Source organism: Paenibacillus sp. JT22N15 (genome assembly GCF_059383755.1).
In genome coordinates this window covers 1-25892 of sequence record NZ_JBXENV010000030.1, presented here as the reverse complement: position 1 = coordinate 25892, position 25892 = coordinate 1, and the positions used below count along the sequence as shown (strand labels likewise).

General features: G+C 51.3%; 24 protein-coding genes and 1 riboswitch. Of the genes, 2 read left to right on the top strand and 22 right to left on the bottom strand.

Annotated elements, in window-relative coordinates; genetic code table 11:
- Positions 1 to 166 precede the first annotated feature (166 nt).
- The 14 genes from AC50X8_RS32170 to AC50X8_RS32105 form a co-directional block, all read right to left on the bottom strand.
- Positions 167 to 1570, bottom strand: a complete 1404-nt coding sequence (locus tag AC50X8_RS32170; protein WP_494883672.1) for a cobyrinic acid a,c-diamide synthase CobB — start codon at positions 1568 to 1570, stop codon at positions 167 to 169.
- A gap of 157 nt (positions 1571 to 1727) precedes the next feature.
- Complete coding sequence (locus tag AC50X8_RS32165; RefSeq protein WP_056037960.1) at positions 1728 to 2861, bottom strand: cobalt-precorrin 5A hydrolase; 1134 nt, start codon at positions 2859 to 2861, stop codon at positions 1728 to 1730.
- Positions 2858 to 3637: a precorrin-4 C(11)-methyltransferase gene (cobM, locus tag AC50X8_RS32160; RefSeq protein WP_046233158.1), complete on the bottom strand. Its 780-nt coding sequence runs from the start codon at positions 3635 to 3637 to the stop codon at positions 2858 to 2860. The genes AC50X8_RS32165 and cobM overlap by 4 nt, the downstream gene beginning before the upstream one ends.
- Positions 3634 to 4344 (bottom strand): precorrin-2 C(20)-methyltransferase, encoded by a 711-nt coding sequence (gene cobI / locus AC50X8_RS32155; protein ID WP_046233157.1) that lies wholly within the window; start codon positions 4342 to 4344, stop codon positions 3634 to 3636. The genes cobM and cobI overlap by 4 nt, the downstream gene beginning before the upstream one ends.
- On the bottom strand, positions 4337 to 5554 hold the full coding sequence (gene cbiE, locus AC50X8_RS32150) for a precorrin-6y C5,15-methyltransferase (decarboxylating) subunit CbiE (protein WP_494864015.1): 1218 nt from the start codon (positions 5552 to 5554) through the stop codon (positions 4337 to 4339). The genes cobI and cbiE overlap by 8 nt, the downstream gene beginning before the upstream one ends.
- Before the next feature lie 73 nt (positions 5555 to 5627).
- Positions 5628 to 6719 carry a cobalt-precorrin-5B (C(1))-methyltransferase gene (locus AC50X8_RS32145; protein ID WP_056037963.1) on the bottom strand — a complete coding sequence of 364 codons (1092 nt, stop codon included), beginning with the start codon at positions 6717 to 6719 and terminating at the stop codon, positions 5628 to 5630.
- A gap of 5 nt (positions 6720 to 6724) precedes the next feature.
- Positions 6725 to 7375 (bottom strand): precorrin-8X methylmutase, encoded by a 651-nt coding sequence (locus AC50X8_RS32140; protein ID WP_056037965.1) that lies wholly within the window; start codon positions 7373 to 7375, stop codon positions 6725 to 6727.
- 40 nt (positions 7376 to 7415) lie between these two features.
- Positions 7416 to 8183 carry a precorrin-6A reductase gene (gene cobK / locus AC50X8_RS32135; RefSeq protein WP_494863911.1) on the bottom strand — a complete coding sequence of 256 codons (768 nt, stop codon included), beginning with the start codon at positions 8181 to 8183 and terminating at the stop codon, positions 7416 to 7418.
- Between the two features lie 3 nt (positions 8184 to 8186).
- Positions 8187 to 9302 carry a sirohydrochlorin chelatase gene (locus AC50X8_RS32130; protein ID WP_063892602.1) on the bottom strand — a complete coding sequence of 372 codons (1116 nt, stop codon included), beginning with the start codon at positions 9300 to 9302 and terminating at the stop codon, positions 8187 to 8189.
- A 24-nt stretch (positions 9303 to 9326) separates the two neighbouring features.
- Positions 9327 to 11168 (bottom strand): precorrin-3B C(17)-methyltransferase, encoded by a 1842-nt coding sequence (cobJ, locus tag AC50X8_RS32125; RefSeq protein ID WP_494883669.1) that lies wholly within the window; start codon positions 11166 to 11168, stop codon positions 9327 to 9329.
- Positions 11169 to 11333: 165 nt separating this feature from the next.
- Positions 11334 to 11483, bottom strand: a riboswitch (cobalamin riboswitch).
- 136 nt (positions 11484 to 11619) lie between these two features.
- Complete coding sequence (locus AC50X8_RS32120; RefSeq protein ID WP_046233152.1) at positions 11620 to 11889, bottom strand: hypothetical protein; 270 nt, start codon at positions 11887 to 11889, stop codon at positions 11620 to 11622.
- 24 nt (positions 11890 to 11913) lie between these two features.
- Positions 11914 to 12345 (bottom strand): DUF6376 family protein, encoded by a 432-nt coding sequence (locus AC50X8_RS32115; RefSeq protein ID WP_494883667.1) that lies wholly within the window; start codon positions 12343 to 12345, stop codon positions 11914 to 11916.
- Between the two features lie 259 nt (positions 12346 to 12604).
- Positions 12605 to 12928: a hypothetical protein gene (locus AC50X8_RS32110; RefSeq protein ID WP_056037977.1), complete on the bottom strand. Its 324-nt coding sequence runs from the start codon at positions 12926 to 12928 to the stop codon at positions 12605 to 12607.
- 185 nt (positions 12929 to 13113) lie between these two features.
- The gene (locus AC50X8_RS32105; protein WP_494883665.1) at positions 13114 to 15354 is read right to left on the bottom strand and encodes an MMPL family transporter; all 2241 of its coding nucleotides are present in this window, start codon (positions 15352 to 15354) and stop codon (positions 13114 to 13116) included.
- 135 nt (positions 15355 to 15489) lie between these two features.
- On the opposite strand from AC50X8_RS32105, the gene AC50X8_RS32100 reads away from it, so the two are divergent.
- A complete protein-coding gene (locus AC50X8_RS32100; protein WP_056037982.1) occupies positions 15490 to 16104 on the top strand; it encodes a TetR/AcrR family transcriptional regulator in 615 nt (204 codons plus the stop codon).
- A 158-nt stretch (positions 16105 to 16262) separates the two neighbouring features.
- Here AC50X8_RS32100 and AC50X8_RS32095 read toward each other — a convergent pair whose 3' ends face one another.
- Positions 16263 to 17051 (bottom strand): undecaprenyl-diphosphate phosphatase, encoded by a 789-nt coding sequence (locus AC50X8_RS32095; RefSeq protein WP_099520601.1) that lies wholly within the window; start codon positions 17049 to 17051, stop codon positions 16263 to 16265.
- Between the two features lie 225 nt (positions 17052 to 17276).
- Here AC50X8_RS32095 and AC50X8_RS32090 point away from each other — a divergent pair, with 225 nt between their 5' ends.
- Positions 17277 to 17792 carry a hypothetical protein gene (locus tag AC50X8_RS32090; RefSeq protein WP_494883663.1) on the top strand — a complete coding sequence of 172 codons (516 nt, stop codon included), beginning with the start codon at positions 17277 to 17279 and terminating at the stop codon, positions 17790 to 17792.
- Here the strand turns inward: AC50X8_RS32090 and AC50X8_RS32085 are convergent.
- The 7 genes from AC50X8_RS32085 to AC50X8_RS32055 form a co-directional block, all read right to left on the bottom strand.
- Entirely contained in the window at positions 17787 to 19073 is a 1287-nt protein-coding gene (locus AC50X8_RS32085; protein WP_494883661.1) for a hemolysin family protein, read from the bottom strand. The genes AC50X8_RS32090 and AC50X8_RS32085 overlap by 6 nt on opposite strands.
- 158 nt (positions 19074 to 19231) lie before the next feature.
- The gene (locus tag AC50X8_RS32080) at positions 19232 to 19591 is read right to left on the bottom strand and encodes a Lin0512 family protein (protein WP_056039034.1); all 360 of its coding nucleotides are present in this window, start codon (positions 19589 to 19591) and stop codon (positions 19232 to 19234) included.
- Positions 19592 to 19655: 64 nt separating this feature from the next.
- A complete protein-coding gene (locus AC50X8_RS32075; protein WP_081418922.1) occupies positions 19656 to 20798 on the bottom strand; it encodes a DUF3900 domain-containing protein in 1143 nt (380 codons plus the stop codon).
- Positions 20799 to 20800: 2 nt separating this feature from the next.
- A complete protein-coding gene (locus AC50X8_RS32070; RefSeq protein ID WP_494883674.1) occupies positions 20801 to 21904 on the bottom strand; it encodes a nitric oxide synthase oxygenase in 1104 nt (367 codons plus the stop codon).
- A gap of 206 nt (positions 21905 to 22110) precedes the next feature.
- Positions 22111 to 22563 (bottom strand): disulfide oxidoreductase, encoded by a 453-nt coding sequence (locus tag AC50X8_RS32065; RefSeq protein ID WP_056037989.1) that lies wholly within the window; start codon positions 22561 to 22563, stop codon positions 22111 to 22113.
- Positions 22564 to 22595: 32 nt separating this feature from the next.
- Positions 22596 to 23288 (bottom strand): DsbA family protein, encoded by a 693-nt coding sequence (locus AC50X8_RS32060; RefSeq protein ID WP_056037992.1) that lies wholly within the window; start codon positions 23286 to 23288, stop codon positions 22596 to 22598.
- A 107-nt stretch (positions 23289 to 23395) separates the two neighbouring features.
- Positions 23396 to 25495 (bottom strand): HelD family protein, encoded by a 2100-nt coding sequence (locus AC50X8_RS32055; RefSeq protein WP_494883655.1) that lies wholly within the window; start codon positions 25493 to 25495, stop codon positions 23396 to 23398.
- Between the last annotated feature and the right edge of the window lie 397 nt (positions 25496 to 25892).

The following is a 25892-nucleotide window of genomic DNA, read 5'->3' as shown; positions in this document are numbered from 1 at the left end:
TATAGAGAAAGGATCGGGAAATCATATGCTTTCCTATATTTAAGCGTAAACGGCTGTCACCGTCCTCTGGCGGCAAAGCTTCCGTTTCGCGTAGAAATATAGAGAAAGGATGGAACAAGCATATCCTTTCCTATATTTCCAAAAAGCGTAAGCGCTTCAGCGCAAATTATGCTTTACGGGCAGCATAGGCCATACATGCAGCAATCCAGCGCTCTGCCATCAGCGGATTTGAGGCAAAATGAAAGTGCGTATAGCCTGCGACCAGCTGCGCGAGCTGCGCCCCTTCCTGCTTCACGCCGCGTCTGCCCTTTGTCTCGTAGGCCGGCTCCAGTCCTTCACTATCGGTACTGGGCACATAAACCGAATAATGAAATTCATGTCCACGCGCCTCGTCGCCTTCCGGCAGCAGAAAATTAGCGCCCAGCCCCTTTGCCTCCCGATAGCCTAACGCGGCAAGCTTGCCTTGCATGACTACGCTTCCTGGCAGCACGCCGGCCATCGCATAGCTATTGCCGCTCGTATCGGTAAGCTGCTCCGTTAAATACATATAACCGCCGCATTCGGCAAGCGTCGGCATGCCGCCAGCAATAGCGTCCTGCACCGACTGATGAACGTGCTGCTGCTGCGCCAGCTGCTCGGCAAATTCCTCTGGAAAGCCTCCGCCAATATACAAGCCCGACACTTCATCCGGCACAGCTTCCCCTGCAAGCGGCGAGAAGTATACAAGCTCGGCACCATACGCCTCCAGCAGCTCAAGATTATCCGGATAATAAAAATGAAACGCCGCGTCCTTGGCAACCGCCATTCGCACGCTGCCCTCGGGATTTCTCCTCTCGAATAAGGAAGTACCCGCTGCTGCTCCACGAATGACCGGCGCTTCTGCTAGCGCAAGCACGTGTTCAAGATCAACCGACGCTTCGCACATCGCCGCCAGCTGGTCAAATAACGGCGACAGCTCGCCCCGCTCAATCGAAGGGACTAAGCCCAGATGACGCTCAGGTATATGAAGCTCGCTGCTGCGCTTGAAATAACCGACGACTGGAATGCCGCACTCCTGCTCGATGGCCGCTTTCACAATCTCATAATGGCTGTCGCTGCCCACCTTGTTCACAATGACGCCGACGATGCGCACATGGTCATCCAGCGCCTGAAAGCCCTTCACAATGGCTGCCGCACTGCGAGCCATGCTTTGGCAGTTGACGACCAGCAGCACGGGACAGTCCAGCAGCACGGCAAGCTCAGCGGTGCTGCCTTCGTTCGAAAGCGGATTTTTGCCATCATATAAGCCCATCACACCTTCAATGATTGAAATATCCGCCGTGCTCGCAGCACGCGAATATATTTCCTTCACCGTAGCGGGCGGACACATCCAGCTGTCCAGATTGCGTGACTGCCGTCCTGTCGCCGCCGTATGATAGGTCGGATCAATGTAATCGGGCCCGCTCTTGAAGCCTTGTACCGCTAGTCCTCTGCGCGCTAAAGCAGCCATCAGCCCGACGGTAGTCGTCGTTTTGCCAACTCCGCTGCCCGTTCCGGCAATAATGATTCTTTTTTGCGTTGCTATCGTCATAACGTGTGAATTCCTTTCTTTAAGGACTTGTGGCAAGGTGAAACGGCTGTCGCCGTCCTCTATCTAGCGGCACAGCGCGTTTCATTCGAGAAATATAGAGAAAGGATCGAGCAATCATATACTTTCCTATATTTTAAAAAAAGCAGTGCTGCACGGCTTATGCGAATGGAATAAGCCCAATTGAAATCGTGACATTGCCGGATTTTTGCTTGCCCAGCAGCAGCTCATTGTTTTTCGTATAACGCTTTACCGCAGGCTCGCTTACTCCGTAAGCTCCAGTAAATTTAAATACCGTTTCGGAGGGCTCGCTGATTTCCTCTTCGTTCAGCTCCGCAGGCGTATACGTCACCAGCGGCCAGCCGTATTTGGCGCATACCGCAAGCAGACCTTCTTCATCCTTTTTGAGATCAATGGTGCAAATCGCCTTGACGCTCCGAATCGAAGCCCGAATGCCTTCCAAAGCAGAAACGATAACCGCCTCGATTTCCTCTGCTGGCGTTCCCCGATTGCAGCCCACGCCAAGCGCCAGCACCTTCGGACGATAAAGCACGCCGTTATCCAGCAGCTTCTGCTCATCTGCCTCCAACAGGCGGTGCGTGACTATGAGCGCCGCATTAGGCGCGGCCGCCTCCGCTGCGGCAATGGAGTCGTAAATAACTAGATTAGGAGGCATCGGTGTATCATGCATCCACCAGTTCCGCTCGCCTGACTCCTGCACAATGGCAACGGGCTCTTCATTGACGACAGCAGCGCTGACAGGTGTCAGCTTTGCATCGCTTTCCCACTCCCAGCCAAAGCGCCGCCCGAACAAATCGACTGGCAGCGTACGCTGTACATCCGATGCCGTCGTCAGCACTGGACGCGCGCCAATAGCTGCTGCCGTCTCCCGCGTCAGCTCATTCGCTCCGCCGAGATGGCCGGACAGCACACTGATGACATGCTCCCCCTTATCATCAATAACGACGATGCCGGGGTCCTTCTTCTTGTCCTGCAGCAATGGAGCAATCATTCGCACAACTGCGCCAAGCGATATGATACAAATAATTCCTTTATATTTCGGAAACAATGCAGGAAACAGCATGCGCACCGAGCCATTAAACAGCTGAATGCCGCGGCTTTGTTCATCGCCTGCTTCGAATTTGCCCATATAATACAAGTCGACTGCGCCCATATTTTCCAGCAGCCGTCTGCCTGTCTGCACGCCATGCTTCGTAATCGCAACTACCGCATATTCGTGCTTCTGGCGAATTTCCGGGATGACGCCTTCTTCCAGCTGAATGATCGCGCTCATTCCGGCTTCACTCCTCTGCGGAAGCGGTGCGTGAACGTTTTGTCATACAGCTTCGAACGGTGCGCGTCCTTGTTGTGCAGCTCCGGATCAAGCGCCCAGCCGGCCAAAATCATCGCATGCGCACGAATGCCATGCTCGCGCATCGCATTGTCAAGCTCCGCAAGCGTTGTGCGGATAATTAATTGATCCGGCCAGCTCGCCCGGCGAACGACAGCGATTGGCGTCTCGTCTTCCCAGCCGGCATCTTTAAATTCCTGCACCACTTTGCGCGTCAGCGTAGCGCTGAGGAAGAGCGCAATCGTACAGCGATGCGCTGCCAAATCCTTCAGCTTCTCCAGCTCAGGCACAGGCGTCCGTCCTTCTGCCCGTGTCAAAATGACCGTTTGCGTCAGGTCAGGTATCGTCAGCTCAGCCCCAACCGCAGCAGCGGCAGCGAATACCGAGCTAACGCCCGGCACGATTTCACAATGGATGCCTTCGCGTTTAAGCAGCACCATCTGCTCCAAAATAGCCCCATACATCGCTGGGTCGCCAGTATGGATGCGTGCTACGCTTTTTCCCTGCTTTACCCGGTCTACGATGATGCCAACCATTTCGTCCAAATCCATGCCGGCGCTTTTCAGCACCTCGGCTTCGGGCTTGGCTTTCGCAATCAGCTCTTCATTAACAAGCGAATCGGTATACATAACGACATCTGCCGCTTGCAGCAGCTTGAGGCCTTTTACTGTAATGAGATCGGGATCGCCGGGACCCGCTCCAATAATATGTACGATCATTTTCTCACCACCATTAATGTCAAGTATTCAAGCTCGCGCCCTTGCAGCTCTTCGACATCCATCCATACCTGCTCCTCGGATGATGTAACCTTCGTCAACACATAAGCGTTCTTAACCAGCTTCAGGTCGCGCAATACGGTCAGCATCAAGTCCAGCACTTTCGCCACTTTAATGAATACGACGCAGTCATGGCGCTCAATTGCCGTACGCATCGCTTCATAGCTTGGCGTTGCCGGAACAATCGCCACATGCTCATCGCCGTCGGCAAGCGGAATGCCAAGGCGGGAAGCCGACGCATTAAACGAAGAAATGCCGGGAATCGCCTGCATTTCCACTTCTGGGTGGCGCTCGCGCATAAGCCGCATCAGGTGGATATAGGTGCTGTAGATCATCGGATCGCCTTCCGTAACGAACGCCACATCGCGGCCTTCGCTAATCGGCTGCCATACCTGCTGCACCGTCTTCTCCCACTGGCGCTCCAGCGATTCGCGATCCTTCGTCATCGGAAAGGTCAGTCCGAGCATTTCCTTCTCCGCTGCATTTACATACAGTTCAGCTATCGTCAGCGCGTAGCTTTTGGCGCCCATTTTTTTACGCGGGTACGCGATAACCGGGCATTCCTTCATAAGCCGAAAAGCTTTAACCGTAATCAGCTCCGGGTCCCCTGGTCCAATTCCAATTCCATATAATTTGCCGAGCTTAGTCATTGCTGCTTTCCTCCTCGGTGAGTGTCTCTGGCTGCTTCCAAGCCGTAATTAGAAAAATCGGATTAAGCGCATCAAAACGCGTCAAATCGAGTATCGGTTTGCTGCGCGACAGCTGCGCCAGCGTAATATCGGTTTTAAAGCCTTCATCCTCAAAAGCGCTCATCGCTTTGCCCATCGTCTCAATCGTTGCCGCATTCACGACGATGCGTCCGCCTTCCTTGAGCCGCGTGCAGCAAATATGCAGCAGCTCGCGCAGCTCGCCGCCGCTGCCGCCGATAAATACAGCATCGGGATCAGCGAATGTGTCCAGACCAACAGGCGCGCGTCCCAGCCGCGTCGTCAGGTCGGTTCTGAATTTCCGGGCATTCTCCACACAATTGGCAAGATCGCCTTCGTTCTTCTCTATGGCATATACATCGCCTTGGCGGGCAATCCGTGCAGCCTCAATCGCCATGGAGCCTGTGCACGTTCCAATATCCCAAACCGTGCTCGTCTCCCTGAGCTGCATAGCCGCAAGGCTAAGCACGCGGATTTCACGTTTGGTAATTAGCCCTTTGTCCGGCTTCCGCTGGGCAAATTCGCTATCAGCAATACCTAGCGGCCACGAAGGGCTCGGCCCTACACGCTTCAAAATCAATACATTCAGCGGAGAAAATTCCGCCTCCGCAAGCTCGCCCAGCTCATACCACCCCGTGCGCTCATCCGCTCCACCTAAATTTTCAGCCAAAAAAGCTTTATATTCAGTCATGCCAAAGTCGAGCAAGTAGCGGGCAATAACGCTGGGGTTGTTCTTATCGTCGGTCAGCAGCGCAATCTTCGCTTTGCCGTCGATACGCTGCGCCAGCCCCTTGATGCTCTTGCCGTGAACGCTTGTCAGCAGCGCATCATGCCAGCTTTCGCCCATTCGCGCAAATGCAAGCTGCACCGAGCTGTGCGCCGGATAAATGTCCAGCTCCACCTTGCCGGCCAAATAACCGCCAATGCCATAAAACAACGGATCGCCGGAAGCGAGAATGACCGTCCGTCTGCTCTCCGCCTGCAGCTGCTTTGCCAGGTCAGCCAGGCCGCCTTTAATGACCATTTTCTCGCCCGCATATTGTGGAAAAAAGGCTAAATGGCGCTCGCCGCCAACTAGTACTTCACTCTCTTGAATCCAGCCTTCATAAAGCGACGGCAAGCCTGACGCTCCGTCATCGCCAATGCCGATCATTTTGATTTTGTTCCCCAAGCTCTATCTCCCCCGATCCTTTGCTGCCGTGCAGCTTAAATGCAGCTTAAAAACGCTATTGTTCAGCTCTTCCTAACAGCTGGGCTTTCATCGATATAATGACCGTCTCGACGATAAGCTGCCCGCCAGCTTCCTTCTTGCTGTGATAGCAGCACAGCTCGCTCATCCGTTCGAAAAAAGCATCGATGCCGCGCTCCTGCATCATATCTCCAACCTGTGAGGCGGTGTTCGCGCCGCGAATTTCTTCCACAAGGCCTTCGGGAACAGCTGCATATTCTGCTATTTCAGCGAGAAAGCCAAAGTCGACAGGCGCGCTTTTGGAATGCACCATCATGACGCCCTGTGCCACCTTCGAAAACTTGCCCATCATGCCGACTAGCGTTACTTTGCGAATATGCTTGTTTCGGGCCATTTTCAGCGAAAAGCCGATAAAATCGCCCATCTCGATAAAAGCCTCCTCCGGCAAATCGGGATACAGCTCCATCCCAAACTTTTCCGTTCGGCCACCTGTCGATAAAACAAGATGGTCGCAGCCGCTGACGGCTGCGACATTAATCGCTTGCGCGACGCTCGCTTTATATGCTGAGGTCGAGAATGGCACAACGGTGCCTCTCGTCCCGAGTATGGAAATTCCGCCTAAAATGCCGAGGCGCCCATTTAACGTTTTGAGCGCGATCCGCTCGCCTTCCGGCACAGAAATGACGACGCTTACGCCCCGCCCCTCCAGCTCGAAGCAGCGCAGCACCTCTTCCACCGCTTCATGAATCATGCGGCGCGGCACCGGATTAATGGCGGCTTCGCCAACCGGCACGGGCAGGCCAGGCTTCGTTACCCGTCCAACCCCAATGCCGCCATCTAGCAAAACACCTTCGCCGTCATGCCATTTGACCTCCGAAAAAATGCTCGCGCCATGCGTAGCATCCGGATCATCGCCGCCATCCTTAATAACTTCTGCTATTGCGGAATCTCCGGTCAGCTCACAGCTTACAATGGTAAAAGTGACCCGCTCGCCAATCGGCAGCACAATTTCCGACTCGGTCTGCTGCTCGCGCAAAATCAGCGCTGTCAGCGCCGCTTTCGTCGCGGCAGTCGCACACGAGCCTGTCGTATAGCCATGGCGAAGCGGCTTATCCTCTTTCTTGTCCACGCTTTTTACACTTGGCGCTCTGCCAGCAGGGAAATCGCGTTAACCGCAGCCACGGCAACCGGGCTCCCGCCCTTTCGTCCGAGATTCGTAATGAACGGAATGTCCAGCTTGGCAAGCTCCTCCTTCGATTCTGCTGCCGATACGAAGCCGACAGGCACGCCAACGATAAGGCCAGGCTTGGCTTCGCCATTTTTCACCAGTCTAATTAGCTCCAGCAGCGCCGTAGGTGCGTTTCCAATCGCATAAATACCGCCGTCCGCTTCACGAATCGCCTTGCGAATGGAAATAATCGCCCGCGTCGTATTGAGGCGCTTCGCCTCCTCCATTACATCTGCATCCGATATGTATACGCGCACGTCGCCGCCAAACTTCTCAATGCGCGGCTTGCTGATGCCAACCTGAACCATCTGCACATCGGCAACGACAGGCTTGCCCGCAAGGATCGCTTTAATGCCCGCCTGAACCGCATCCTTATGGAACATCATGCTGCGCCCCAGCTCAAAGTCTGCCGAAGCATGAATAACGCGCTGGACAACGGCATATTGCTCATCCGTGAACGGGTGCTCCCCAAGCTCCTCGGTAATCATTTCAAAGCTGCGTGCTTCAATTTCCTGCGGCTGTACAGTAAGCGGTTTAAAATCCGTCATAAAATCCATGTTTTTCGCTCAGCTCCTTCAATCTTGATCTAACGTTTATTTATTTCAACATTTCCTTTAATGTATCACTTATTTCGTCAAAGCGCGAAAAAACATGCCCATAGGCAAGCTTAGGGCGCCCAATAATAATCGTCTCAATACCCATTTCAAGCGCAGCTTCCAGCTTCTCGTCCACAGAGCCAACTTTGCCGCTCTCCTTCGTAATCATCAGCGTCACGCCGAATTGCTCATAAAGAGCGCGGTTGAGCGCTTTGGAAAATGGACCCTGCATCGCAACGATATGCTTTTGCGGCAGTCCCAGCGCTTCGCATTTCTCCATATTGTCAAGGCGCGGCAGCATACGGGCGATTAGCGTAACGTCAGGCAAGCCTAGCAGACGCTCGGTAAAAACCTGGAGCGTTTTGCTGCCTGTCGTCAGCATCACGACGCCGCCCTTGGCAGCCGCCATTTCGGCTGCTTCGGCATAATCATCCGCATACTGAATCAGCGGCTGTCCATCAAAGGTCAGGCTCTCGCGCTCATAGCGAATATATGGCACCGATGCTTGCTCGGCCGCCGCCATCGCATTGCGATGCGCCTCCTCGGCAAAAGGATGGCTGGCATCAACGACAGCCTGTACCTGATTTTCCTTCAGGTAAGCGGCCATCTCGTCTGCGGTCAGCCGACCTACTCGCACGTCAAGTCCGGCTTCCTTCAAGCTGCTTGCCGCACTGTCGGTCACAACCGAAGTCAGCACGCTATAGCCCTGCGCCTTAATTTGCACGGCGAGCTCCCTCGCATCGCTTGTTCCACATAGCATAAAAATCATTGCTTAACCCTCCCCGACAAGCGTAGCCGCCTTGGACGGATCATTTTTCTTCTGCGAATCTTCCTTGGCATCATCGGCAGCAAGCTCACCGATTTCAAGATGCTCGTGCTCGTGGTGATCATGGTCATGTTGGTCATGATTATGCTCGTGCGTATGGCCCTCATGATGCTCGTGATCATGCGCATGGTGATCATGATCGTGACGATGGTCATGGCCGTGGTCGTGTGCATGGTGTTCATGACCATGGTCGTGATCATGATGATCATGGTGGTGGTCGTGATGGTCGTGATCGTGATCATGGTGGTGGTGATGGTCATGATCTTTCATCGCTTGCAGGCGGAACTGGCACATATCGCAGTTCATCTTCACTTCGTCCTGCAGCGCTTCTGCTGCGCGGTCTTTCAAAATCTCTTTAAGCAGCGGGTGGAAGCCGAAATATTCTGCAAGCACAAATTCCGTATCCGGATATGCAGCCGTATATTGCTCCATCGCCGCTTCCATCCGTTTAATTAAGACACCGGTAAACAGGAAATAAGGCAGTATAATGACTTTGCGCGCGCCCAGCTTGAGGCAGCGCTCTACTCCTTCATCCATCAAAGGTGCCGTAACGCCAATAAAGGCGGTTTCGACCCATTTCACTTTTAGACGCTCCCAGAACAAGCGGGAAATTTTGAATAGCTCACTGTTCGCATCCGCATCGCTGCTGCCCCGGCCGACGATCAAAATGGCCGTATCCGCAAGCTCGCTTTCCTCTGCGGCAACCGCTTCGCCAAGGCGGGAGGTCAAAATTTCCAGCACCTGATCGTGGACGCCAATTGGCCGTCCATAAATAATATTTACAGCTGGGTAACGCAGCTTTGCCTCATCAATTGCTGCTGGCATATGCAGCTTTGCATGCCCTGCCGAAAATAACGTAATCGGAATGACGGCGATCCGGGTCGCCCCTTTTGATACGCAAATATCAAAGCCCTGCTTCATCGTCGGCGTGACAAACTCCAGAAAGCACAGCTCTACCAAATCTGCTTTCAGTGTTGAAGCTACAGAGGCGACAAACTCGCGTACCTCTTCATTGCCTCTCTCATCCCGGCTTCCGTGCCCTACAAACAAAACCGCATCCATCTTCCTTCATCTCCCTTGCTGTCGCTAGTCTCCGCACAAAGCGTCTTCGATATGAAAAACAGGCAGCTCCTGATAGCGATAGCCTTCTATTTGACCCATTCGTTTGAAAAATTTATGAAAGCGCTCATTCGGATGGCCTTCCGATTTATAAAGCGCAATAATGCGTTCAATCAGTGGCACGATTTCGTCGACGGCAATGCCTTCGGCAACCGGCTGCGCGGCATGCGCGTTGCGGCCGACGGTTTTGCCGCCGAGGAACAAATCGAATTTGCCACGGCGATACACGATGCCGATATCCTCGTTAACTGCGCCATAACATGCCATGCCGCAGCCATTGAACCCGACACGCAGCTCCTTCGGCATTGCCATGCCGCCGATCTTGTCTTGCAGCTCATCGGCATAAGGCACCGATTCCGCCTTCTCCAGATTGCAAAAATCGCAAGCCTTCAATTGCAGTACATCACCGATTGGAGCTAGGCTGAGCCCATCCGCGCGCAGCTTCGCCGTCACACTGTCCGGGTCCGATGTTGGAATCCGCACCAGCAAATGATGATGCGGCGTATATTCAATCGAACCCTTCTCGCCAACAGCCTGCGCCAATGCTACGAGCTGCTGGGGCGTGAAGTTTTTTGTCGCGACACCTGGGCTTACGGCAAACTCAAGTACCGATTGCTGCGCAAACACAGGCATAGGGCTCGATACTGCGCCAAACGCCGCACTAGGCTCGATCCCCTTGCTGCGATCATTCAGGAGAACCGCTTCCATCGCCAAATGCAGAGGCGATACTGCAGGTGCCGGGGCAGCCTCTGCCCTCATTGAAACGGCTGTATTTATTGGGGCTGGGGTCGGCTTCACGGGCGCAACCGGGGGGGCTACTGCAACCGCCATTCCGCCGCCCTGTCCATTATCATTTCTCGGTTCATCTGGCGCAACCGCCTGCGGCTCCTCCCGCTCGAGCAGCTGGTCCGTCGCGTCATATTCATCCGCACGATAGCCCCCGTCCGCTGGAAGCTCAGGCATTCCTGCCGTATGAAGCGCCCACGGCTCATTCTTCTCTTGCAGACGCTGGTGGGGCTTCAAAGGCTGCGCGCCTTCGCCAAGCGTATATTTGCGCTGATAGCCGCGCGGCGTAATCATTAGCCCGTCATAATTGACGGTCGTCGAGTTGCCGATGACGACTGTTGTCAGCATGCCGATATCATGGTCAAGCATACGGGCAAGCGTCGTCACGACAATGTCTTCACGGTCGCGGTACGCGCTTTTCACAATGCCTACCGGCGTATCTGGCGAGCGGTATTTGAGCAAAATCCGCTGAGTCTCCACGATTTGCCGCGTTCTTCTGCCGCTGCGCGGGTTATAAAGCGCAATGACGAAATCCGCTTGTCCGGCCGCTTCTACCCTGCGCGCAATCAGCTCCCAAGGCGTCAAATGATCGCTCAGGCTGATCGTGCAAGCATCATGCATTATCGGCGCGCCAAGCAGGGATGCTGTCGAGTTAATGGCAGAAATGCCGGGAATCACTTCAACCTCTACCCCGCCATTACGCTTCCAGCCTTTCTCAATCAGCACCTCATACACGAGTCCTGCCATGCCGTATACGCCCGCATCGCCGCTTGATATAACGGCTACCTTCTTGCCGTTCTCCGCTTGGCGCACCGCTTCCTGCGCCCGGCTGACCTCCTCTGTCATCCCCGTACGCACAATCGCCTGATCGCTGATTAGCTCCCGAATCAAGTCGACATACGTGTTGTAGCCGATGACAATATCGCTCTCCTGAATCGCTTCACGGGCGCGTTTCGTAATATGCTCGAAGCTCCCTGGGCCGAATCCGATAATTAACAGCTTGCCGACGCCTGCTTCACTCATTGATGCCCAACTCCTTCTATGTAGCAATTTACAATTTCTATCCAACAAAAAAAGCACCTCTAACGATATGTGTTAGAAATGCTTGAAAAGACCAATGTCCTTGTTAAACGCAGACAGCGAAGGGCCATCCAATCTCTAACACCTTCCTAATATCCACGTAGGTTTACAGTGTCGTTGAAATAAGCAGGTCTCCTGGCTTTGAAGCGTTAGGACGCTTCATACAGTGGCGGGTCCGCGCCGGTCTCTCACCGACTTCCCTATTAAGTCAACTTGGGCGCTTTGGCGCCTGCTGACACTTATTCCCTTCCTATTAAATTGTAATCTTAATGATAACATTAGATTGTATGATCGACAAGTGCGTTTATGCCATCAGCCTTGGCGCAAATAGAGCCGGCGCAAGCACGGACAGCATGTCCAGGCTGACACCAGCTCTATTTTTTACCGGAGCTATTTATTTCTTCTCAAGCGTTTCCCAAGCTGCATTCACGAGGGAATCAAACAGTTCATCGTCCTCTTCCAGCTCATCCTCAACCGCCAAAAGATCTTCTTCCTTGCCCGATTCATTCAGAAAAAACAAACCGTAGCCCCACTCTGTCGCCTTGCGGCTATGAAGGGTAATTTCGTATTGGTTCGTCTGGCCCTCTACTTCAAAATGAACCTTGCCTACGAAACCGGATTCCTTGGAGTTCGTCATGCTAGCATGCAAAATATTTACTTTCATCTTCCACTCTTCCTCTCTTTACCGTTACGATACCAGCTGCTGAAGTTGATTCACTTGATTTAACAGCTCGTTGATTTTGTTAATCGTATTTGGAATTTCCGTTGCGTCAATCAATGCTTTGCCGTCTTCGATCTGCTTCAGCACCGCATCAATGCTTTCCTGCAGCTTCAAATTATAATCGACCACGGACTGATGGACGTCCTTGGCAAAATCCGGCGCGTGCAGCTCGCCAAACTGCTTGATGGACTCCTGCACAGCTACCAGCTGTTCTTTATAATCAGCGCGTGCACTCGCATCATTTACGGCTTGCTCCGCAAGCTGCGTCGCCTGCTCGCTGAAATTTGTCAGCGTCTGCATGTACGTTGCTGCTCCCGTCACATATTCGGCCGAGTTTGATACGGAATTGACCGTCTGCTTGGCTTCCTCAAATAACGAGCATCCTCCTAATAATAACATTCCAATGATTAAAAGTATGCTTTTTCCTGAACGAATGGCCATGTTTAATCTCTTCCTTTCCGCCTGTCTTACACAGAGCATTACTTATACGGCAGATGCGTCCAAACGGTTGCATTTCGTCTTATCATTAAGCTTGTCCATCATTTAATAGAAAAATAAAACATGAGGCCGCAGATAGCTAAAATGCACGCTGGCTATTGTTCGCGTCTGCGGCATAACGATGCAGCCCTATCATTAAGCTGCGCCACTCCTTTGGCAGCTAACGCTTCGACTTGAAAGCATGCTGGCGCCATATGACGACGATAATGAGAAATAAAGCAATGACACCTGTAAGCAGCCACCCGGCCTGCTCATCGGTCAACTGATCCCCGGGAGCGGTTGCAGCCGGATCTGGAGCCTCATGACCCGCATGTTCATTACAGGGGGAGTCGGTTGGCGATGAGGCGGCAGCATTCGTCTGCTGCTCATTATTTGCAGGAGTACAGACATCTGCTGCGGACACGGATAGCGATGCGGAACTCCAGAGGCTTATTCCAATAAACAGGACTACGATAAATATTAGACGAAGGAACCTCTTTCTCATTTTGGCGAACCTCCTTTGCGCTTTTCGTTTCCCCTCATTTTATTCCTGTGCGCCCAGAACGGAAGCTTGGCCTATGGAATTTTCACACCTGTACATATATTAGCAGCAAAATAAAAAGCGCCTTTCCCTCCTGGTCATGCCGACCAGACAGAAAGGCGCTTTGCTGCTGCAAATAATAATGCGATTTAAACGATTTGCCTATGCTTGCCAGACTTGCTTTGTTCTTCTCCCACTAGCTCTGCCCTAGCCGGCCAGAAGGCTCTATTGCCAAGCAGCGTTATAATGGCCGGCACGAGGAACGGTCTCACGATGAACGTATCCATCAGCACACCAATCGCTGTAATTACGCCGAACTGCACCAATACCTGAATAGGCAGCGTCGCTAGCACTGCGAACGTAGCAGCAAGGATCAACCCTGCGGACGTAATGACGCCGCCAGTCTCTGCGACACCTTCACGAATGGCTTGCTTGAGCGGCATTTTCGCTTTTTTCTTCCAAATGCTCGAGATCATAAAAATGTTATAGTCCTCGCCAAGAGCAATGAGGAACACGAAGGCGTACAGCGGAATCGCTCCTTGAATCGCTTCTGCCCCCATCCCATAATGCAATACAATCCAGCCGAGGCCTAAAGCAGAGCCAAATGACAATAACACGGTGGCGATTAAATAAAGGGCTGCAACGATGGAGCGCAAATAGACAATCAGCAGCACTAAAATCATCCCAATAACGAGTGGGATAATAACTTTATTGTCCCGATCGGTCAACAGCTGGGAGTCATGCTGCGTTGCTGTCTGTCCGCCTACCCACACTTTAGACTCCGCATCCGAAACTCCTACTTTATCCAATGCTTCCTCCGCCGCTCCGCGAAGCAGCGGAACCAGATCCATGGCCTCCTGTGAATAAGGATTAATGTTTAGCGTAACCTGAACGGACTGCAAATTCGGGTCCTCTTCACTTTGAACCGGCTCCGATACGGAATCAACGAGATCCATATCCGAAAGGCTGGCGACAAGCTCCACTGGCTTGCCATCGGTTTGAGCCGCCACGGTTATAGGAGCCAATTGGCCTGGTGTGAAAGCTGTTGAAATCGTATCAAAACCTTCACGCGACGGCATATCTTTCGGAAAGGAAGACAATAAATCATACGTAAACTTAACCTGTGGAGCAAAACCAGCCAGCGCACCGAGAAAAATAACGCTCGCGATAACAACGGTCCAAGGCTTCGCCACGACCAGGCTTCCTACTGCTGTGCCTAGCTTGCTGCCTTGGCGACGCGGGCGAAACGGCTTGCTGCGCTTCTCTGCCCGCTGCTGCTGCATACCTTCGGTGCGGGGAATGAACGGGAAGAATGAGGCTCTTCCCATAATGGACAATAGCGCAGGCACGAGTGTCAGACTGGCAATGCCCATAATGAAAATAGACAAGCTGAATGGGATAGCAAAGCGCTGGTAAGCACCATATTTGGCGGCAAGCAGCGCCAGCAAGGAAAGAACGACCGTGAAGCCGCTCATCGCAATCGCTCCGGATGCATCACGGAAAGCGATTTTGAGCGCCGTCATCTTATTGCCTTCCCACTCCAGCTCTTGGCGGAAATGTGCAATAAAGAACAGGCAGTAGTCTGTGCCTGCACCAAACAACAGCACCGTCATGATCGAAATGGCTTGGGCATCTACTGTAATCCAGCCCTCTGATGCAAGCCAGCCGAGAATGGGGCTCGTAACCAAATAAGCGAACCCTACGCCTACAATCGGAACGACCGCTAAAATAGGCGAACGATAAATAAGCAGCAATAGAATAAGTACAATCAGCACCGTAGCAATCAGCAGCGATACATCCGCTCCTTTGAATAATGCCGATGCGTCCACCTGAATGCCCACAGGACCGCTGATTCTTGCACTCAGCGCGTCAACACCAGTTGTTGCTGCGTCAAACGGGCTCGTGCCGCCTGCCGCTTCTTTAACAAGCTCTTGCAATTTCTCCAAATTGCTGCGCAAAATTTCCGTATCCGCATTTTCTGCAAATGTAATCGGTTGAACAAGCGTGCCTCCGTCTTCCGATGCCAGCTTTGAGAGCGCAGGAGCCGGCATTTGATGCAGCGGCAGCAATTCTCCTTGTTCTGGCAGCGGCTGTTCGCTGAGGAGCTGCGACGTTTTCTGAATGAGTACATAATCCTCTTCCGTAAGCCCGGCATCCCTATGCCATACGAGCAGGGCGGGCACACCAGCCCCATTCGGGAATTTATCCTTCATTAATTGATCTGCAAGCACGGACGGGCTGTCTGTTTCCAGATTAGGCGCATTATTTTTCTCTTGCCCACCAACAGCAGGAAGCCACATTGTTAAAGCCCCTGCAAGCACGATCCATACGATTACGGTGATCCAGCGTGTACGGCGGCCCGCAACCGCACTGCCTAATTTCTCTAGCATTACTCCCATCCTCCGTTTCACATCTTCAGTCATTTGGTTTAAAATAGATTTTGTAGACTAAATTAATTATATATACTCGAAGGTTAATTAATCAACTGCTTTTATTACAATTACATGAACATGGAGGGTCACGACATGGTAAATGAACAAGAAAAGCGCAAACCTGGCCGTCCAAAAGGCAGCAGCACCGCTCAAACGATGGAGAAAATTTTATTTACGGCATCGTATCAATTTATGGAGCTTGGCTTCGAGAAAGTATCGCTCGACGGCGTTGCCAAAGCATCCGGCGTTACCAAGGCAAGCGTCTACTACTATTTCAATAATAAAGCGGTGCTTTTTACCGAGGCGATTTTATTCGTCTTAAATATCGCTTATCAGCAAACGCGTAAAATCATTACCGGTCCCGGAGAGCTTAAGGACCGACTGCTTATTGTCGCTGAACGGCATATGGCGAACGCCCATGTCGACTTTGAAACGATGATGCGCGAAGCGGCTTCAGGCCTCACAGAGGAGCAAACTTTATCAATCCGTGCCGGAGAATCACGGCTCCATGAGCTGCTCGCTGACATTTTTCAAGAGGCAATGGATAAAAAAGAGCTGGTTTCAGGCAATCCGCTGCTGCTGGCCCACGCCTATACCGCAATGCTGAGCATCCGCAACCGTAAAAAAGTTGTCAATGATGAAGCTTCACTCAAGCAAACGGCGCGTGAGCTTGTAGAACTATTCTGGCATGGCGCCGCCCCCCATTAGTACGTGCGCCAGCTAGGAGGAGCTAGGCGGGCGTTTTCACGATCATTCAGCTATACGCAGACGCTTGCCGCGAAACCATAAAAAAAGACTCCCTTCAGCCTCCAAGGGCCGAAGAAAGTCTCTTAATGATTTAAGCTGCTGCTTTGTCCTGGCACCGACTACAAAATAATAAAAGCAAACACGATGGCAAGCGCAAAGCGGTAGTAGGCGAACCAAGATAAACGCAGCTTTTTGATTAAATTAATAAAGGTAACGACAGCAATGAGCGCTACGATAAACGCGGTAATGAAACCAATCAAAAACAACGGCATATCTGCCATCGTCAGAAATTCACGGCTTTTAATCAGGTCAATTCCGCTTGCTCCCGCCATCATCGGCACCGATACGATAAACGTAAATTCTGCAGCTGCCTTCTGGCTCGCCCCGAAAAACATGCCCCCCGATATCGTCGATCCGGAACGCGAGAAGCCCGGCCATAGCGCCAGTACCTGAAAGCAGCCAATCGCAAGGGCCTGCTTGTACGACAGGTCATCCAGCTCTTCAGCCGTTACTTTCCGCTTAATCCGGTCAGCGAAGATCATCAGAATACCGCCTGCGACGAGACCAACCAATACCGTAGTTGTACTAAACAAATATTCTTTAATAAATCCATGAAATACGACACCGATTAGACCTGCCGGAAGCATAGCAAGCGCAATATGCAGCGCGTTCATCCCGGATGATTTGGAGAAGTTGAAGTTCAATAGCTTCAAGAACCTTTTGCGATAAAGCACCAGCACGGCCAGCACCGCTCCAAATTGAATGACGACCTCAAAGGTTTTCGCACGGTCTCCTGTAAAGTTAAGTAAATCCGCGAGTAAAATGAGATGCCCTGTCGATGATACAGGTAGAAACTCCGTCAAGCCTTCCACGATTCCCATCAGAATCGCATTTAATAAATCCACCATTCTCCTGCCTCCTGCATCCTAATCTCTAATTTCTAATTTCTAATCTCAAATAAACTCTATTATTGTAACACATGACTTCCGCCAAGTCTTGCTCAGCAAGTCCCAGATTTTCGACAACGAAAGCTTGGTTTTTGCAACTAGTTGTAAGGGCCTTCCGTATTAGTGGTGTGATATTTTCAACGTATGCCAAGAAGGGAGCCTGCACTATTGAATCAACAAGAAAACATGCCAAATAGCCCACTCCATAAAAGAGAAGGCGACCCGCTCGCGCTCACCAAGAGCGAAGTGATTATGCAACCGGATATTACCGCTCAATTAAGCGGCACATGGAAAAAGCTCTCGTTTTGGATAAAAATGACGGCTGCTCTAACGATGCTGTTCGGCTTGTTTCAAACGTTCGCCAGCCTGCTGCAATTTGGCCTCGGAACGATTGCTGGGCTGCTGGAAATCAGCATCGCCGTCGTCTTGTTCCTGCTAGGGAAACAGGTAAGCAAGCTTGCTGGCCATTCGGATGAAAATGCGATGCTCAAGCTGGCGCAGCGGCTGCTGCTTTATTTTCGGCTGCAAGCCGCCTTTATCGTTACGTTCGCTATCGTCTTCATCATCATTGTCGTGACCGTCATTCATTTTCTCGTGGACTGGGACTGGGCCATTAACCTTATGCAGCACGGGCGAAAAATGAACAAGCTGCTCCTGCGGCTGGAAAGCTTGTATAACACCGTTGCAGGCTGGTTCTCATAACGAACTGGAGACGATAATTTCGATTTTGCGAATGCGATGCGTCTCTTTCTCGCGAATGATGAATGTCAGCTCCGCAAACGTCCACGCCTCCCCTACAGGGAGGTCGGGCATTCGGTTAAACAGCCAGCCGCCAATGGAATCCACCTCTTCACTTTCTAAATGGCTTCCCGTCGCTGTATTCACCTCGCTAATGAGCGCATTGCCATTTACCATGAACCTCCCCTCCCCTAGCTGGTCGATTTCCTTCACTTCATCCGCATCAAATTCATCGCGAATTTCGCCTACGATCTCCTCGATAATATCTTCAATCGTAATCAGCCCCGATGTCCCGCCATATTCATCGAGCAAAATCGACATATGCACCCGTTCCGTTTGCATCGTTCGCAGCAGCTTTTTAATCGGCATAACCTCCGGCATAAACATGACCGGCTGCATGAGCGAGCTTACCTCGGTCGTCTTCTGATCCACATAATGCATAAAAAACTGCTTCGTATTAATGACGCCGATAATATTATCCTTGCTCCCCTGTGCCACTGGAAAACGCGTATATTGCTCGCGTTTGATGGTCGCAACATTTTCCTCATGCGGCTTATCGCTATACAAGCACACCATGTCGGTGCGCGGCACCATAATTTCTCTCGCCAGCCGCTCGTCGAATTCAAAAATCCGATTCACATAGCTGAGCTCACTTTTATTGATTTTGCCGCTTTCGTAGCTTTCGGACATAATCAGGCGGATTTCCTCTTCAGAATGGGCTTCATGCTCCGTAGCAGGCTTAAAGCCCACTAATCGCACCAGCCCATTTGCTGACCCATTCAGCACCCATATAAACGGAAAAAACAGCCGGTAAAACCAAATGATAAGCGGCGCCGTGAACTGGCTAATTTGCTCAGACTTAATAATGGCCAGTGTCTTCGGCGCAAGCTCGCCAAGCACGACATGCAAGTAGGTCACAAGACTAAAGGATACGATAAAGGACAGCACATCGGCAAAATCACCCACGACGCCCCAATGATGCAGCAGCGGATGCAGCACCTCATGAATCGTCGGCTCACCGAGCCAGCCAAGTCCGAGCGCTGTAATTGTAATCCCTAGCTGGCAAGCAGATAAATAGCCGTCCAAATTGTTAATGACCTTTTCTACCGCAGCCGCGTTTTTCGCGCCTTCGGCTACCATCTGATGCACGCGACTTGCCCGTAAACGGACGACAGCAAATTCAGTCGCCACAAAAAAAGCGGTGAAAATAAGCAAAATTACGAATACCGTCAGCTTCCAAATCATGCCGAATCTCCTCTGCCATTTTGGACTATGCCCTATTGTTTCCATGAACGGCGAAAATCATTACAAATGGCTCGGCTGAAAAGAAAAAGCCCGCAAGGCAAGCTGTAAAGCTACAGCTGCCTGCGGGCTTTTTATAAGAAGCATGGACTAATTTCGGACTAATAGCCTACCTCAACGGATGCATTGACAATGTAGATCAAATCATTGCGGTCCGCCTTGTCCGGAAGCACAATGCCGCTTGTCGTCAGCATGCCGCCGTCCACAAGCTCCACAGTCACCGTCCCATAAGGGAGCACCGCTTTCACTTGCTCGATATCCAGCAGCTCCTTGTCGCAAGGAACAGCAAGGCGCACTCTGACCTTCATCGCATCCAGCGTTCCGCCAGGCAAAATTTCAAGCAGGCCAGGCATCGAATTGTGATGAATCGCATTTTGCACAGCCCGTACCGCCGCTTTCGTAACGTCTTGACCATGCAAGTCGCAGCCCATGCCGATTTCAATAAACAGCAGCTTTTCCATCGTTGCTCCTCCTTTATATTCCTTATTGCTTATTCCATATAGCTTGCCAATATGGCTGTAAATGTTATTCGCCTTCGTAATTCGGATCATTCGCTAGATCATCTGCATAACGCTGCAAATCCTCAATTGCGCTGCTCTCTTGCTTATGCGTCCCGATCTCCGGCAGCAGCTCCATCAAATCCGGCGGCTGAAGCAGCTCGATCGGCGACATCCCTTTATCAAACTGGAACGAATCCCCTTCAATGACGACAACATAACGGCCATTATGCTTGGCAAAATGCAGCGCTGTACCGAATTCGGCCAGCAGACCCTTAACCGTTACGCTGTCCAGCTTGAACGTGAATGGCAGATCTGGCTTTTGCTCCACAAGCGCTGCCGATGCCAATGTTACCTGCTCCTGTGACCAGTACTCATGAATATCGCGTTTCTCGCTGTGAGCCCATACTTCAATTGCATTTTCTTCCTCGTGGCGTTCAGTGCTCTCCGTCACGCCCTCCCACTTGTCATCCATATACTGCTGCACCATGTCCAGCAGTTGGTCGCTCATCACTTCCGGAAGCGGCTTCTCATAGGATACGTATTTGAGAAAATCCTCAAAATAGCGGGCATGCGACGCCTGATGAATTTTAAGCTCCCAATGCTCCAATATTCCCTCCTCGGGCATATGCGGATATTGAATCGACTTGATGCTGCGGGCGCTAATCGCCATTTCCACTTGCGAAATCAAATTGCGCTCATCGGAGATGCGGGCGATTTTCGGCTCAAAGTCACATTTTAGAAGGAATAAAAAGGGCTCATCAAAAAAAGTATTCAGCTTGGCTCTTGCAATAATAAAAGCACCGCCGCGCACCGCGCTCGTATCCATATAAATATGCACCAGCTCGTCTGCAATGCCAATGTAACGCTCCTTGTTGTCCGCATCACGCAGCCGCTGGAACAAATTATAGTTCTGATTGCTGCCCAGCTCATAGCCAGGCTCGACCATGAAGCGGCCGATCTTAGTCGGCGCATTTTCCGAATTCGGGTTGCGCTCTACTTTGCGCTTGACGATGCGGGCAAACTCCCCGTCCAAAAATCGCTTAATCTCACTATCTTCATAATCCTCTTCCTCCAGTGTCTGATAATGCTTGTACCGCTTGGAGGAGCTGCTGTCCTCTCCCTCAGTAACAATGACGAAAAAGGATAAATATTCCATTATAAAATCCACGTTTATGACCCTCCGCTTGTATACGCCTTTTCCTGATATAAATAAGCCGGCTTTAATTCCGTATCATCATAGCTCCGATGCCATACTGCTGTCGTTGCCGGAGACATCGGCGGTATAAGCCATGACCAGCGGCCTGTAACCGCACGTCCCTGTTCCTTCTCCTGCTTCTCAAAGCGCGTAAACTGCTCGGCAGCCGTATGATGGTCAACGATGCTGGCGCCATGCTTTTTGAACGAATGAATGACGGCCGTGTTCAGCTCTACCAGTGCACGATCTTTCCAAAGGGACGTATTCGTCGTCATATCTAATCCCATTAATCTCGCGACGACAGGCAGCTGATTGTATCGGTCCGTATCTGCCAAATTGCGCGCCCCGATTTCCGTTCCCATATACCAGCCATTAAATGGCGCTGCTGTGTAAGAGATTCCGCCGATTTCCAGCTGCATATCTGCAATGAAAGGTACCGCATACCAACGCAGGCCCAGCTCCGCAAACGACTCCAGCTCCGGATGCGACAGTGGAATTTCCAGCGCCAGCCCTTCCGGAAGCTCGTACAGCTTCGGTTCTTCTCCCTGCTTCTGAATAACAAGCGGCAGCACATCGAATCTGGTTCCCGCACCTTTCCAGCCCAATGCCTCGCAAGCCTTCGTAAAGGACAGCGATGCAGGATCGCCAATGACACCGCCAGTTCCGTCCTCATAGCCCGCATAACGAACAAGCTGATGGTTCCACAGCCGGATTTGGTACTTCTCCTGCTTCGCTGCAAAAATCGTAATCGCCGGCCGGACTTTGCCGCCATTCGTCGCATAGCGAATATGCGAAAATATCGCGTCTGCAATATCGTCTTCCTGCTGCAGCGAACGGGCGTCAAACACCTCCATCGTATGCCAAAAAAGACGGCCAATACAGCGATTGCTGTTGCGCCACGCCATTTTCGCCCCATGCTGGAGCTCTTCATATGTATGCTCATAAATACCTGTACGCTCTACTTCGGACCGGATTTCAGCAAGCCGAAGCACAACCTCCGCTTCACTTTTGCCAAGCTCTGCATAACAGGTAAAGATGAACTGCTCTGCTTCTCTATATAGCTGCTGCTCCACTTCGATCATGGTGTTCCCTACTCTCTTTATGCTTTGACATCGCTTCTTTTAAGATACCCCATTTTGCCTTCATTCGCTAGCTGATTGCTAGGAGATTAGACGATCGGTCCGACGTTTGTTCACGGCGTTGTCACTTATGCTGCATCCCGAATATGCAAAAAGCAAAGCTCCGTTTGGCGTTGTCAGCCTCGGAGCTTTGCTTGGGAATACAGCTAGTTTTCGTTTGCTTCTTGATCATTGCTTTGGCGAGCCAACAGCAGAAACACGATAATAAGCACAAATGCGATCATGGACATCATCGGAATCGTCAGAAAGCCAAACCAGTTCAAATAATCAAAATTGCACGGGATGCCAGAGCGGCAAGGCACCAGCTCGCCCACCTTCGGAAACCAAATCTCGAAGTTATGGAAAACGGAAATCGCCAGGCCAATTATATTAATCGGCAGTAAGTATTTAACAATATTTCGGTCTCCGCGATACGTCGCAATACCTAAAATGATGACCTGCGGATACATGAATATACGCTGATACCAGCATAAATCGCAAGGCAGAAACCCTTTAATTTCACTAAAATACAAGCTTCCGCCCGTTGCGGCTAAAGTAATAATCCAGGCGAAATATAAAGCGTAACGTTTCAACCACGATTCATAGGGTGGCGTTGTCATTTTTGACCGGGCTCCTTTTTAATCAAGGCCCCTTATTTTAGAGCTGCCTCGATTGTTGATTTGAGTGTTGCGTAATCGAGACTTGAAACCGCCTTGCCGTTAATAAAGACGGTAGGCGTTCCTCCGATATTCAGCGGACGAACGAGCGAATTATCGCGGTCTACCTGCTTTTGATAGGTTTTGTTCTCGATGTCGCTCTTCAGCAAATCAAAATCGATAGGAAGTTTGGCATCCTTTGCAAGCTGCACCAAATGTTCCGGCGTTGCCCATTCGATATTTTCATTCTGTTGATTATCATAAATCGCTTGGTTATAAGTCCAGAAGGCGTCATTATTTTGCTGATAGACCGCTTCCGCCGCGAGTGCAGCTGTCACGGAATCTTTGCCGATGAACGAATAGTTCGCAAAATAAAAGGAGGCTTTGCCTGTTTCAATGTAATCTTTCTCCAGCTGAGGTTTGATTTGTTGCGAAAAATCACGGCAAACCGGGCACTTGTAATCGCCAAACTCAACGATTTTGACAGGTGCATCTACACTGCCCTGCACAGGCATTGCGGCATAGTCAAATTCAAACGGCTTGTTCTGGTTGTTAATGCCGAGTACGATGACGATGATAACCGCCAAAATACCAATCGTCAGAAAAATAAGCGAGCTGCTCGAATTTTTCTTCGGCTGCTGCCTTTGCTGCTGATTGCTGCTAGAACCTTTTTTCTTTGTTTTCGTCACTACCGCTCAAATCCTCCTCAAAAAAATACAGGTATATACATCTTGTAGCAATTTTAGTTACAAGGCCTGCTAAAGTCAAGAATTTGCGGCAAAATGCCTTAATACTGTCATAATTCTTGCACGCCTTCCGCAACGTCCGCTACTAACGTGGTAAACAAGCCTTGATAAACTAATTTTAGCTTATGAAGCGCTCTCGTACAACCAACATATAGCAGCTTGGCGTCCTGATCGGTATAAGCAAGCGCCCCGGCATCGGCAATGAGAACCGCGTCAAATTCAAGCCCTTTGGACAAATATGCCGGCACAACGGACAAGCCGCCGCTGTATTCAGGCTGTCCTCGTTCTACGAGTGATGCTTCCACCCCCGCAGCATTCAAAGCCGCATGGATAACGGCACATTCCTCCGTCGTTCTTCCAATTACCGCGATCGTCTGATAGCTGCCGTCTGCCTGCCATTCTCGAACCGTTTGCTCCAGCATACCCATCCACTCGCTTGGCTGTGCTGGCGCAAGCTCCACGGCATCTCCGCTCCGGAATACAGGTACTGCTGCCTTGACACCCGCTCCCATTGCACCAAGAATCCGATTGGCGAAGGCGATAATTTCCATCGTGGAACGATAGCTGCGGTTCAGTTCAAAAAATCCGGTCTGTTCTTCGTCATACAGCGCCGTAAGCTCCTGCCAGCTATGAATGCCTGCATAGGCGTGGATGCCCTGCTGCAAGTCGCCCAGCACGGTCAATGACGGCGTTTGCTGGCAAAGGCGCAGCGCTTCCAGTTGGAACGGCGAATAATCCTGCGCCTCGTCAATGACGATATGGTCATAGGGCGCTGTTTGCAACCCAAACAGGCGCAAATGAATATAGGCGAGCGGCGCCAAATCCTCTGGCGCAATCGTTCCCGCTTTCAGACGGGCAGCCGTTGCTGCCGCTATTGCTTTTGGCACCAGGCTCATCGCCTGCTTGCCTTGGAAGAAGGACGCATATAGCTTCGGCGCGGTGTAGGCCGGAATTTTTTTCGCTAATGCATTTAAGCGGGTTAACGCCTTGGCCCGTACTTTTTTATCATGAATACCGCGCATTTTCAGCTCGGATTCCAGCCATCTGCGAATGCGGCTGACGAATCGCTCGCGCTTGCGCATCAGCGGCTCCTCGCCATAATCGGTGCGATACCATTCAAGCATTTGCTCCGGCATAAGCACCAGCTTGTCTACAGGCTCAAATGGCTGCAAAGGCACGATGCTTTGTTCAAGCTGCTCCAGCCGCTCGTCAATCGCCTGCTTAAAATCAAGCGAGCCTTTCAAGCGTCCGGGCGCCTCCGCAATTTCCCCCGCGCTGCGATAATGCTCAAACCAATATTCTAGTGTATCGGTTTTATCATCCATTCGCACTTCAAGCTCCAATAGATCCAGCGCCCAGTCGGCAAACGTCGTTTGCTGAATATCGCCTACGCCCAGCTCCGGCAGCACGCCGGAAATATATTCGAGAAACATGCGGTTAGGCGCAAAAATAACCATACGCTCCGCCCGCATCCGATCGGCATATTGATAGAGCAAAAAAGCGAGCCGGTGCAGCGCTACCGTCGTCTTGCCGCTTCCCGCCACGCCCTGAATAAACAGCGCCTTGCTCCGTCCTGAACGAATGATCGCATCCTGCTCCTGCTGGATCGTCGAGACGATATCCCTGAGCCGATTGTCTTTATTTTCACCCAGTCGATAGAGCAAAAACTCGTCGGTGACCGATTCTTCTTCCTGACCACGGGTGAAGCTGTCTACCATCCTTACAAGCTCGCCCTGGCGAACCATCAGATTGCGCTTTAAATAGACGATCCCTTCGATTTCGCCATCAGGAGAATCATAGGTAATCGCCGCTTCACCGCCTGTAAAAGAATAAAACAAGCTGGCAATTGGGGCACGCCAGTCAATAACGATTAGCTCCTTGCCGCCCTCTCTAGCTACGCCTGCCTTGCCAATATAGAGCTCCTGCTTAGCGTCACCCGGCAGCTCCTGAAAATCAATTCTTCCAAAATACGGCTCGCGGAAAGCAATTTCCAGCCCCCGCTTCCGTTCCTCTCGTTGCAAATCGAGCATTTGCTCCGTAAAATCATCGCCTGTGTAGCGCGGGCCTATCGCGCTTAGCTGTGATTGTATTTCTTCAAGCGAGCGTGCCAGACGCTCTTGCTCTTCTTGATAGGCACTTTGAACCGTCATATCAGCCAGTTACCTCCTAAGAATATAGTGGGAAAACGAACTGTCAATATACCATAGGAGAATAGCGGGAATCAACTTCTGATTTCCAATCAAGGTGAAACGGCTGTCGCCGCCCTTTGGCAGCGCGGCGCGTTTCATTCCGAGAAATATAGAGAAAGGATAACGAAATCATATCCTTTCCTATATTTCAAGCAAAAACGACTTCGTCGTCTTTCTGGGACGTGCGAAGAGCTTTGCCCTAGAATTCTAAGCGGATATAAGGATGAAACTTATAAATTCTTAGAATTCAAGGTGAAACGGCTGTCGCCGCCCTTTGGCAGCGCGGCGCGTTTCATTCCGAGAAATATAGAGAAAGGATAACGAAATCATATCCTTTCCTATATTTCAAGCAAAAACG